The sequence below is a fragment of the Curtobacterium sp. NPDC090223 genome (assembly GCF_044746585.1).
Lineage (GTDB): Bacteria > Actinomycetota > Actinomycetes > Actinomycetales > Microbacteriaceae > Curtobacterium.
The window spans coordinates 116874-128865 of record NZ_JBIVCN010000004.1; the positions used below are offsets into that span (position 1 = coordinate 116874).

Consider the following 11992-nt stretch of genomic DNA (forward strand, 5'->3'; position numbering starts at 1 on the left):
GGGCTGGCCGTGAGTGACGGCCACGTTCAGGGCGAGCGATCGGAGATCAACTGAGGCCGAGCACACCGAGGTAGGCCGACCAGATCGGCCCGCCGAGGGAGATGCCGAGCCAAGCACCGGCGAGCATCCAGGGACCGAACGGGATGCCGCTCCGACGTCCCGCCCGACGCACGACCACCATTGCGATCGCGAAGATACCGCCGAGGACGAAGGCGCCGAAAGAACCCACTGCGAGGGGTCCCCATCCGAGGTACGCCATCCCGAAGCCGAGGACTCCGGCGAGTTTCACGTCTCCGAGACCCATGCCACCGGGGACCGCGACCGCCAACGCGAGGTACACCCCGCCGAGCACGACGAGCCCGAGGAAGGCACGTGCCAGTGCACCCCAGTCGCCCGAGAGCGCCGACGCCGCTGCGAGCAGCAGCGGCACCACGGCGTACGCCGGGAGCACGATGCGGTTCGGGAGGGTGTGGGTGTCCAGGTCGATGAGCGTGAGCGCCACGCTGATCGCCATGACGTACAGATAGGCGATGAGGACGACCGCGCCGTGGGCCAGGGCCGCGCCCGTGCCGTCCGGCGCCGCGGTCCGCAGCGGACTCCACGGTGCGGTCACGAAGAACATGGTCACCAGGACGGCCAGGAGGCCCGTGGCGGCCTCCACGAGTGGGTAGCGCGCCGAGATGGGCGCGGCACAGTCGCGGCACCGGCCACGCAGGACGAGCCAAGAGAGCACGGGGACGTTGTCGTACCCGCGGATCGCGTGCGCGCACCGTGGGCAGGCGCTCGCGGGGCGGGACACCGAGAGCCCTGCGGGGACGCGGTACACGACCACGTTGAGGAACGATCCGACCGCGACTCCGAGTACCCCCGTGATCGTCGCCAGGAACGAGATCTCCGGATTCACGTCGCGCTCCCGTCGGCCCTGTACGCGGTCTTGGACTCGACCTGGGTCGACACCCGGTAGGTCGTGATCGTCGGCTGCGGGAACTTCGGCGGGGTGTACGTCGCGAGCGAGGAGTCGTACTCGTAGTCCTTCGCGTACCCGGTGCCGCCGGTCGTTGCAACGGCACCACGGAAGTTCTGCGCGATGGAGCCGTTCACCGTCAACGTCCCCCGGCTCGACCCGAGTGTGTAGTTCTGGACCGCGAAGGTGCCGTCGTTGGAGAGGATCGCCGCGTCGATGCGCCGGTTCTTCGCCTTGTACGTGCTGTTCGAGCTGTTGATCGGGTTCCAGACCCAGACGGCCTGCTGTCCGATGAGGCCGAGGACCGTCGACGCCGTGCGGTTGGCCGGGTAGGTGATGTCGCCGGTCACGTAGACGAAGTTCTCGGCGGCGATGGTGACCGCCTTGTCCACCGTGCCCTGGACGAACACGTCGCCGTTGTCGCACTTGTACGGGTTGGTCACAGCGTTCCCGAGGCCGGCTGTCGGGTTCGCCTCACTGTTGCTGGAGTTGGTGCCGACCTCGGGGAAGCCGACCCCGTTCGCCGGCAGCGTCGTGTACGCGCTCGCCCTGGTGGTGTTCGAGCAGGCGGTCGCCTGTGTCTTGTAGCTCGACGCGCTCCACAGGTTCGGGTCCTGCGACGACCCGGACCTCGAACCCGGCTCGTTCTGGACGTAGATCAGGTTGTTCTTCGGGATGTCGATGGTCGCGCCAGCCGAGGTGTGCAGCGCCGCGACGTCTCCACAGCGTGCCGGCGCCGCCCCGCCCGTGAGCAATCCACCCGACTGGTTCATCGTCCCGGTGACCGTCGTCACGACCGTCAACGGGGACACGATGTTCACTTTGCCGCCGCCCAGGAAAGTGATCTTGGTCGGACCCGTGTAGAGGCAGCCGGGGCCCTCGACCGTGTTGGTCGTCGTCGCGAGGTCGGTCCGCATGTAGTCACGGAGGTCCGAGATCGTGGCGGGCGGCGTGAGCGTCGAGCTCGTCGTCGGGTTGGACGCGAAGTTCGGCGTCGTGCCCGTGCACCCCGTCTTGGCCCAGCCGTAGACGCTCTGCACCGTGCTCTTGAACGTGGCGCCACAGATGCGGAACTGGTCGTTCGAGCGCACCGGACCCTCGAGCGTGTCCCCCGCGGCGAACTGGATGTACTGGCAGTTCGTGGAACCGGCCAGCGGTTGGTAGGCGCTCACACAGGGCGCCGTGCACGTCGACGAGCCGCACTTGTAGCTGTACGTCTCGCTGCTGACCGAGGGGTCCTGCGACTCGTAGTTCGTGAAGTACAGGTAGTTCGAGAATCCGTCCGGTTTCACGTTCGCGATGAACGTCCGGGTGGTCGATCCGGCCTTCCCGGTGGACTGGACGCGGATGACGCCCTGCGAGGTGAGCTTCGAGTTGTCGACGGCATACCGGTACGAACCGTCGCTCGCCGCACCGTTCGATCCCGGGACACTGACCCAGCGCCCACCGGCGGTGTAGTCGAACGCCGGGTTGTCGCCGGTGCCCTTCGTGAAGTTGCTGGACGTCGCCTGGCTGAACGGCGCGAGCTTCTGCCCGTAGTTCCCGTAGCTGTTGTCCGCGTTGAGGCGGGCCTGGTAGTCCGCGATGCCCGCGTAGGCCGCGGCCGCTGCCCGTGCCCAGTCCCGATCGCTCGTCGTCACCTTGGCGCCGTTCGTCGCGACGGCGACGAGCGTGGCGACGAGCATCATGACGACCATGCCGATCCCGACAACCGCCACGAGGGCGACGCCGCGTTCGTCATCGCGGGCGCGCATGGCACGCAGGATCCGGATCACGAGGATGCTCCCATCACGATGTTCGGCAGGTTGACGCTGTTGGTGATGGTCGTGGCGCGGGTGTCCGAGACGCTCTTGCCGGTCGTCACGGTGACGGTCACCCGGCGGACGTTCGGCAGATCGGTCGCGCTGACCGGGGTGGTGGACGAGCCGAGGACGACACCGCCCGCGTTGTAGTACGTGAACACCGCGGTGGACACGACCGAGTTCACGAGCGTGCGGGTGGACGTCGGTACGGCGCTCAGCGTCGCACCGGCGGACATCGGGAAGGTGAAGTAGTCGCTGTACGCCACGGCGGTACCCGACCACTTCGTCTCGGTGATCGTCCCCGTGGTCGTGTCGAGCGAGAGCTGGACCTGGACGGGCTGCGTCGCCGTCGACGACGTGTTGACGTAGGTGAAGAACCGCACGCTCGTCGGGCTGGCGTACTGGAAGGCGTACTGCGGGTCGTCACCGGTCGACACCGGGTTGTCCGTCGCCGACCGCATCACGCGGGTCATCTCGTTCATCGCCGCCGCAGCGGTGCGGGTGTTCTCGTTGACGGCGCTCGCCGTGACCGATGCACGCTGCGTCGAGATGAGGAAGGAGCCGGCGATCGCCAGCACGAGCACGCTCAGGGTCATCGCGACGATGAGCTCGACGAGGCTGATCCCGCGCTCGTCGCGCAGCAGCCGCTGCCAACGGGACCGCAGACAGGTGGTCACGATGCCGCCTTCGTGCGCGGGTCGAACAGCACCGTGCGCCCGGAGACCGACACGTTGACGTTCGTCGCGCCCGCGGACGCTGCGAACACCGGCGTGTTCGAGCCGAGCGACGTCGCCGACGTCCCCTCGCTGAACTTGAAGGTGCCGTAGGGCAGCGCGATGGTCGTCGCTGTCGTGGCGTTCAGTCCGGTGAACGTGTACGTCGTCGCGGGCGACGTCGTGCACCCGGGGTCGTTGGAACCCGTGGTGCCGGGTGTCGCGACTGCGGTGAGCACCGTGTCGGAACCGTTCAGCTTCACGTCGATGAGCGCCATCGGCACCTTCACCGAACTGGTGGTGCCCGGGACCGCGCCGATCCCGACCGGGGCGCTCGCACTGTCGACCATGAGGTTCGTGGTCGTCGGTGTCGTCCATGAGAGCGGGTTGACGTTCTTGCACGTGGACGCGTTGTAGTTGCCGGCCATGACGGCCCACCCGTCGGAGTACGGGAAGACGGTCGTCGTGGTGCCGGTCACCGGGGTGGCCGTGCTCCCCCGGAGGAAGGTCGTCGCGATGCCCGACGGGAGCTTCGGGCTGCTGCCCGCGCGCGCGTTCGCGGCGTACTGGACGTTCACGGTCGCGGGCTGGTCGAGGAGGAACGTCTTGCTGGCGACACTGCCGGCGGCGGCCGTGACGACGAAGGACGGGGAAGCGCTCAGGGTCTCGTCGGTGTTGCCGCTCTTCGTGGGCGCGACCTTGTACGACCCGGGCGTGACGTTGAGGGCATAGGTGCACCCGTTCGCATCGGTCACCGCCGGCTGCGCCGACAGCGACGTCGCACCGCCCGAGACGGGGGTGATGGCGACGCTGACGCCGGTGTTCGGACCGCCACTGGCGGTGTTGACCGCGACGACGATGGTCGAACTCGATGCGCTCGAGACCGAGGTCGACGGGGCCACCATCGTGTCCATCACGACGGAGCGCGCGTCGCTCGAGGTCCCGTTGGTCCAGCTCACCTTGACGCTGACGCGCTTGTAGGCGAGCTGGCCGTCACCCGCACCGCAGGCGTTGTCCGTGCCGGAGGAGGTGATCCAGTTCGACGTGCGCGTCACGGTGTAGGACTTCCCGCCCACCGTCGCCGGGGTGGAGGTGTTCGTGACGCTGAAGATGTCCTTCGTGCTGCGCACCTGGTCGATCTCCTGTGTCGCGAGGTTCAGCGCAGCCTCGCGGGAGCGGTTGTCCTGCGTGAGGTAGATGCTCGACACGATGCCCGCGGCTACCCCGGCCGCGATGATCGCGAAGATCGTCATGGCGACCATGACCTCGATGATCGTGAAGCCGTCCTCCTGCTCGCGCGCGTCGCGGAGCCGGTCGACCAGGCGGAGCATGGACGGTCCCTTCACGGAGTGGATCAGGATGCGACGAAGCGGGTCGCGCCGACGGCACGACCCGCTTCACGACGACTAGGAGCAGAGACCGCTGACGACGCCACCGTTCTGCGTCACGCTGAACGGCTTTCCGGCGTTGCTCGTGACCTGGATGCAGAACTTGCCGTCCGCAGCACCGGAACCGGACTTGAAGGCCGGCGTGACGCCGGGCGAGGTGTATGTCGACGCGGTGTAGCCCTGGTCCTCCAGGCCGGTGAGCGCCGTCGGGTTGGCGTTGTTCTGCGTGTAGTACGAGATCACGGCGGTCTTCGCGTTCGTCAGATCGGACTTCGCGGCCGAGTCCTTCGCGTTGTTCTGCACGCCGATGTACACCGGGATCGCGATCGCGGCGAGGATGCCGATGATGATGACGACGACGAGGAGCTCGATGAGCGTGAAGCCCTTTTCCTTGTCGGCGAGGAGACCCTTGCGGCGAGCGTCGAGCTTGCCCATGAGAGCGAAGTACATGGATTTTCCATTCATTCGGGAATGTCGATTGGGGATTTCGGGGCTTTGCTCGCCGCCGGTGATCAGCGTATTCGAGGAGGATTGTCGCGGTAATCCCGAGAACGGGGGTCACCAGGTAGCAAAATGCCCCCAGAAGCGGGGGCGCCAGCAAAGCAAACCACCCCCGTCCGAGTGACGGGGGTGGTGCCGACGATTACTTGATGAGGCTCGTGATCTGGAAGATCGGCAGGTACAGCGCGACGATCATGCCGCCGACGACCACGCCGAGGAACGCGATGAGCAGGGGCTCAATCAGGGAGGTGAGGGTTTCTGTCGTCGATTCGACCTCACTGTCGTAGAACTCAGAGATCTTCTCGAGCATGATCTCGAGCGATCCAGCGTCTTCACCGACAGCGACCATCTGCGAGACCATCGCGGGGAAGACCGATTCCTTCAACAACGGCTCGGCGATCGTGTCTCCCTTTCGCACCGCCTCTGCAACGCGGCTCACGGCACTTTCCACGACGTAGTTCCCGGAGACTTCACCGGCGATTTGCAATCCCTGCAGAATTGGCACACCGGCACCGATCATGTTCGAGAGATTGCGCGAGAAACGTGCGATGACGATCTTTCTGTTCAGCCCGCCGAAGACCGGCAGCTGGAGCTTGATCGGGTCGATCGCTGCCCGCACTCGCGGCGAGTTCTTGTTCGCCCGCCACCAGAAGAACCCCACGATGATCAGCACGGCCAGGATCGGCCCCACGTACACCATTGCGTGCGACATGTAGACGAGCATCATCGTCGGGAGCGGGAGCTTCCCGCCGAGGCTCGAGAACATGTCCTGGAAGATCGGGACGATGAAGACGAGCATGATGACGACCGCTGCCAGCGACATGCAGAGGACCACGACGGGGTAGGTCATCGCCGACTTGATCGTCGAGCGGAGCTTGTGCTCCTTCTCGAAGTTCGTGGCGATGGAGTCCATGGCCTGGTCGAGGAAGCCGCCGGTCTCGCCTGCGCGGATCATGTTGATCATGATCGGCGGGAAGTCGACCGGGTACTTGGCGACCGCGTCGGAGAACGCGACGCCTCGCTCGACCTGATCGCGGACGTCTTCGAGGATGCCCCTGAGCTTCTTGTTCTCGGTCTGGTCCGTGAGGATCGAGAGCGTCCGGAGCAGCGAGAGACCCGAGGAGAGCATGGTCGACGCTTGGCGCGACACGATGGCGAGGTCCTTGAGCCCGACGCCCTTCTCGAACCCAGGGATCTTGATCTCAGTCTGGAGCCCCGTGCCGGCCTTCGCCTCGGTGATGGCGATCGGTGAGACCCCCATCGTGCGCAGCCGCTGGACGACAGCCCCCTCGGAAGCGGCGTCGAGACGCCCCTTGACGAGCTTGCCGCCGCCGTCCCGGCCCCGGTAGTCGAACGCGAGTGACATCAGTGGCCTCCGGAGAACTTGTCGCCGAAGTCGATACCGCTTGCAGCGATCGCCGCGGCGGACGAGTCGGACGGTGATTCGACGCGCTGCACGAGCCGGTCGAATCCTTCGTGGTCGTGCACCTTCTCCATCGCCGCTCGCCGCGTGATGGTGCCGACGTTGACGAGCTCGGCGAGGTCCTGGTCCATCGTGTGCATGCCCGAATCGCGGCCCGCCTGCATGGCGGAGGTGATCTGGTAGGTCTTGCCCTCGCGGATGAGGTTGCCGATGGCGGGGGTGGTGGTCATGATCTCGGTTGCGACGACGCGGCCGACACCGCTCGCCTTCGGCACGAGCGTCTGGCAGACGACACCTTCGAGCGTTGAGGCGAGCTGCGTGCGGATCTGTCCCTGCTGGTGCGGCGGGAAGACGTCGATGACACGGTCGATGGTGCCCGGGGCGCTCTGCGTGTGCAGCGTCGCGAACACCAGGTGACCGGTCTCGGCGGCGGTGAGTGCGACGGAGATCGTCTCGAGGTCGCGGAGCTCGCCGATCAGGATGACGTCGGGGTCCTGCCGGAGGACGTGCTTCAGCGCCTTCGCGAAGGACTGCGTGTCCGCCCCGACCTCACGCTGGTTGATGATCGCCTTCTTGTGGTCGTGCATGAACTCGATCGGGTCCTCGACCGTCACGATGTGGTCGGCGCGGGTCTCGTTGACCAGGTCGATGAGTGCGGCGAGCGTGGTCGACTTGCCGGACCCGGTCGGTCCGGTGACGAGCACGAGGCCACGCGGTAGCTTGGCGAAGTCGCCGACGTGCTCGGGGATGCCGAGCTGCTTGAGCGTCTTGATCTTCGTGGGGATGATGCGGAAGGCCGCTCCCCAGTTGCCGCGCTGCTGGTAGTAGTTCACGCGGAAGCGGTACTCCGGTGACAGCGAGTACGCGAAGTCGAGTTCCTGCTCGTGGTCGAACTGGCCGGCCTGCTCGACGGTCATGAGCGTCTTGAGCGCGGCGATGACCTTGTTCCGCGCCCACGGGCCGCCGGGCACCGCGGGGCGGAGTCCGCCGTCGACACGGACGGTGGGCGGGGCGTCCGCGGTCACGTGGAGGTCGGAGGCGCCCTGGTAGACGACCTGGGCGAGTGCGGTGATGAGGTCGGGGTCCGCCACTTCACGCGCGTGGCGGGTGAATCCGATCTCCGGCGTGGACGGGTCGGCCGCAGCGGTGGCCTGCGCGAGGTGCGCCGGCTCCGCAGCGCCGTAGCCGGCGACGACCGGGAAGACCGTGGTCGGTTCCGCAGCCACGACCGGCAGGTGCTGGGTCGTCTGGTCCGCCCAGCCGACGGTACCGTCACCGGATCCGTACCCGTAGCTGGCCGTCGACGGCGGTACCGCCGCCGGAGGTGTCGCCGGAGCGGTGTGCGGCTGGGCGACCGGCACCGCGACGGGCGAGCCGGACGGTGCGGGCCATCCGGCGAGGTCGTCGGACAGGTCGTAGACCGGGACGACGGGGTCCGCCGGCGCCGGGACCTGAGGCTGCTGCCCAGTCTCGGCCATGCGGGCAGCGCGTCGGGATCCCATCTCAGCGCCGGGGCGAACGGGGTGCCAGCCGGCGACGGGCTCGTCGCCCGCCGCGGTGATGTCGTACACGGAGTCGGTCATCTCGTGCTCTCCTCGGCCTACGCCACCACGCGCAGGATCTCGTCGATGCTCGTCATGCCGAGCTTCACCTTCTCCCACCCGTCCTGACGGAGGGTGAGCATGCCCTGGTCCTGCGCGACGCGGCTGATCTCGGCGCTCGAGGCACGGGCGACGGCGAGCCGCTCGATCTCCTCGGACACGGTCATCACCTCGTGCAGGGCGATGCGGCCGCGGTACCCGGTGTTCGAGCACACGGCGCAGCCGATCGGCGCGAAGAACTCCGGGATCTCGGCATCCGCCCCCTGGACGAACCCGAGCGCCCGCAGCTGGGACGGTTCGTACACGGCGGGCGCCTTGCAGCGGTCGCAGAGCTTCCGCGCCAGGCGCTGCGCGACGACGCAGTCCAGCGCCGACCCGACCAGGAACGGCTCGATGTCCATCTCCGTCAGGCGGGTGACCGCGGACGGGGCGTCGTTCGTGTGCAGGGTCGAGAGGACCAGGTGGCCGGTGAGCGATGCCTCGATCGCGATCTGGGCGGTCTCGTGGTCACGGATCTCACCGAGGAGCACGACGTCGGGGTCGGACCGCAGGATGCTGCGGAGCGCGGAGGCGAACGTCAGTCCGGCCTTCGGGTTGACCTGCACCTGGTTGATGCCGGCCATCCGGTACTCGACCGGGTCCTCGACGGTGATCACGTTGATCTCCGGGCGGGCCACGGCGTTGAGCGTCGTGTACAGCGTGGTCGACTTGCCCGAGCCGGTGGGCCCGGTCACCAGGATCATGCCGTACGGCTTCGAGTAGGACCGCTGGTACGCGGCGGCGTTCCGCTCGAGCAGGTTGAGGTCCGAGAGGGTCATCGACGTGTTCGTGTTGTCGAGGATCCGCATGACGACCTTCTCGCCCCAGACGGTCGGCAGGGTCGCGACGCGGAGGTCGATCTGACGCCCGCCGTGGCGCACCGACATGCGGCCGTCCTGCGGCTTCCGTCGCTCGGCGATGTCGATGTCGCTCATGATCTTCAGGCGGCTGATCACGCCGTTCTGGATGTTCTTCGGTGCCGGCGCCATCTCGTGCAGGACACCGTCGATGCGGTAGCGCACCCGGACCTCGTGCTCGCCCGGCTCGATGTGGATGTCCGAGGCGTGGTCCTGGATGGCCTGCGAGACGAGCAGGTTCACGAAGCGCACGATCGGGACGTCGTCGAGGGAGCCCTCGGAGATGTCCGCCTGCTGCTGCGCCGTCGCCGAGGCCTCTTCTTCCAGCGAGGACGTCAGGTCGTTCAGCTCGTCGTCGGCGCGGAGGTAGCGGTCGAGCGCGCTGGCGAGGTCACGCTCCTCGACCTGGAGCGGTTTGATCGCCCGGCCGGACGCGGCGCGGGCGTCGTCGATCGCGAGGACGTTCGTCGGGTTCACCATCGCGAGCACGAGGACGTCGCCCTCGAACCCGACACCGAGCACGCCGTGGCGCCGGCAGAGTGCCGCCGGCAGGATCGACACCGCGGTGCCGTCGACCGGGTAGTCGGTGAGCGCGACCGTCTTGGAGTTGTTCGACGCCGCACGGGCGGTGATGAACTGCGCCTCGCTGACCACGCCCTGGCTCACCAGGGAGCGGATCGACCGTTCGTCGATCTCCTCGTCGCCGGTGAGCGAGTCGAGGTGCTCGATCGGGAGTGCTCCGTTGAGGATCAGGATCTCGGAGAGCGTCGCCATGGGCTCGGAGCCTCCTGGGTTGAGTGAACGCTGGTGTGGGGTGCAGGCGCTGCGCCGTTCGGGTTCGACGCCTGTCCACGCTATGTCCGGGACCGTGCCGCCCCGCAGTCCCAGAATGAGGGGGCGGAGGCCTCCTGGCACACCCAGAACGGGGGCTGTGGACAGCGGCTGCAGGATGCCTGCTGTGGGGAAAAACCCTCGACGCGCAGCGGGCCGCCGGGACATGATGAGTCATGGAGATCACGAGCGTGACCGTGGGGCTGCCCGTCACCGACCTCGAGGCGTCCTGCCTCTGGTACGGCGCGGTGTTCGAGCGCGTGGACCCCGACCTCGAACCCGCCGAGGGCGTCGCGGAGTACGAGATCGGCGGGATCTGGATCCAGCTCGTCGAAGACCCGGACGCCGAGGAGAACTCCGCGGTCGTCCGCTTCGGCGTGGACGACGTCGCCGCGCAGCACACCAGGATCGCCGCGCTCGGCATCGACGTCGGCCCGGTGGAACGCGTCGACGGCGCGATCGACTGGTTCGACGTGCGCGACCCCGACGGCAACGTCCTCAGCCTGTACTCCCTGGCGGACGAGACCGGCCGCGGATCCGACGGCAAGGACAGCGGGGCCGGCCGCGCGCTCTAGACGCGAGCAGCGGACGGACGGGAGGCACGGTGCGGGCCCGCACCGTGCCTCCCGTCCGTTCTGCGGTGCAGCAACTTCGTGAACGTCACGTTTCGGGTCTGGACGCGGCAGCCGCGCAGTGCCACGCTGTCGGCATGCAGAAGACACGTATTTCAGATGTGGTACGTCGGCGGCTGACCGCCGGCCTGGCCGTGGCTGCCCTGTCGGTCGGATCCGTCGCCGTCGCCGTCCCGGCGCACGCCGCGGAGTTCTCGGCCCGGGTCGGTTCCATCGCCCACAACGCCGGCGACGTCACGCTGACCGGCGGTGGCGATCCCGGCGGTCTCATCGAGGTGACCCCGTCGGACGGCGCCGCGGTGCAGACCCGCGTGCAGCCGAACGGCACCTGGCGCACCGTCGCGCACGTCGACGGCCCCGGCGACCACACCTTCCGGGTCACGGACTCGATCGGCTCCCCGCCACGGACGCTCTCGGCCACGACCCGCACCGTGAGCTACCAGCACATGGTGGTGGCCCGCGAGAACTGGCAGCGGTCGATCCGCGTGATCGGCGCGGGATTCGAGCCACGGGCCCACGTCGACCTGAGCGTGGACGGCATCCCGAGCGGGACCGCGACCGTCGACCGCGACGGCGCCGTCGCCCACCGGATCACCGGACTGGCGTTCGGTCCGCACACCGTCACTGCGAGCGAACGGTTCGACGGCACCGAGCAGCTCCGGATCACCGCCTCGGCCCTCCTCGAACCGGCGCTGCTCGTGGACGAGGTCCGCGTCGACCCGGGCAGTCGCCTGGTGCACGTGGCCGGTCGCGGTCCCGCCGGCACCGAGATGCGCTTCGTCGACGCGTCCGGCGCCCCGTGGCCCCTGGTCGACGGGACCGACTGGACCACGAACGCGGACGGGACCTGGAGCGCGGACCTCGCGTACCCGGACGCGGACACCCGCTTCATGGGCATCGTGGCCGAGGTGTACGACGGCGGCAAGCTGGTCGGATCGACGACGACCGGTGCCACGATCCCGTTCCCGGTGACCGCGAGCGTCGCGAAGTACACACCGAAGCAGCTCGTCCTCACCGGCGGCGCCGAGCCGGGCGCCCGACTGTCGTTCACCGACGCCGACGGCAGCCCGGTCACCGACGCCGACGGCAACCGCGTCGAGCCCCCGGTGCCCGGGTCCTCGAAGTGGACCGTCACGCTCGACCCGCGCCGGATGGCCGGCGGCACCGTCACCGTCACGGTCACCGGCGACGAGGGCCAGCACGGCAGCGTCACCCTCACCTACCGCTGAAACGCAGGAAGG

10 protein-coding genes are annotated in these 11992 nt (G+C 68.2%); 2 read left to right on the top strand and 8 right to left on the bottom strand.

The features are described 5' to 3' along the window. Positions 1-46: 46 nt before the first annotated feature. The 8 genes from ACIPJY_RS10575 to ACIPJY_RS10610 form a co-directional block, all read right to left on the bottom strand. Positions 47-904, bottom strand: coding sequence for a prepilin peptidase (locus ACIPJY_RS10575; RefSeq protein ID WP_400464911.1), 858 nt, complete (start codon positions 902-904; stop codon positions 47-49). Further along, complete coding sequence (locus ACIPJY_RS10580) at positions 901-2718, bottom strand: hypothetical protein (protein WP_400464908.1); 1818 nt, start codon at positions 2716-2718, stop codon at positions 901-903. The genes ACIPJY_RS10575 and ACIPJY_RS10580 overlap by 4 nt, the downstream gene beginning before the upstream one ends. Before the next feature lie 17 nt (positions 2719-2735). Beyond that, the gene (locus tag ACIPJY_RS10585) at positions 2736-3443 is read right to left on the bottom strand and encodes a type II secretion system protein J (RefSeq protein WP_400464907.1); all 708 of its coding nucleotides are present in this window, start codon (positions 3441-3443) and stop codon (positions 2736-2738) included. Then, entirely contained in the window at positions 3440-4810 is a 1371-nt protein-coding gene (locus tag ACIPJY_RS10590) for a prepilin-type N-terminal cleavage/methylation domain-containing protein (RefSeq protein ID WP_400464904.1), read from the bottom strand. Before ACIPJY_RS10590 ends, ACIPJY_RS10585 begins: the two co-directional genes overlap by 4 nt. Before the next feature lie 75 nt (positions 4811-4885). Further along, a complete protein-coding gene (locus ACIPJY_RS10595) occupies positions 4886-5317 on the bottom strand; it encodes a type II secretion system protein (RefSeq protein ID WP_400464901.1) in 432 nt (143 codons plus the stop codon). A gap of 193 nt (positions 5318-5510) precedes the next feature. Continuing rightward, positions 5511-6734: a type II secretion system F family protein gene (locus ACIPJY_RS10600; RefSeq protein WP_400464898.1), complete on the bottom strand. Its 1224-nt coding sequence runs from the start codon at positions 6732-6734 to the stop codon at positions 5511-5513. Next, complete coding sequence (locus ACIPJY_RS10605; protein ID WP_400464895.1) at positions 6734-8374, bottom strand: type IV pilus twitching motility protein PilT; 1641 nt, start codon at positions 8372-8374, stop codon at positions 6734-6736. Before ACIPJY_RS10605 ends, ACIPJY_RS10600 begins: the two co-directional genes overlap by 1 nt. A 17-nt stretch (positions 8375-8391) precedes the next feature. Next, positions 8392-10062, bottom strand: a complete 1671-nt coding sequence (locus ACIPJY_RS10610; protein ID WP_400464892.1) for a GspE/PulE family protein — start codon at positions 10060-10062, stop codon at positions 8392-8394. Between the two features lie 233 nt (positions 10063-10295). Here ACIPJY_RS10610 and ACIPJY_RS10615 point away from each other — a divergent pair, with 233 nt between their 5' ends. Beyond that, positions 10296-10694: a VOC family protein gene (locus ACIPJY_RS10615; protein ID WP_400464889.1), complete on the top strand. Its 399-nt coding sequence runs from the start codon at positions 10296-10298 to the stop codon at positions 10692-10694. 134 nt (positions 10695-10828) lie between these two features. Next, positions 10829-11980, top strand: a complete 1152-nt coding sequence (locus ACIPJY_RS10620; protein ID WP_400464886.1) for a hypothetical protein — start codon at positions 10829-10831, stop codon at positions 11978-11980. Positions 11981-11992: the final 12 nt, after the last annotated feature.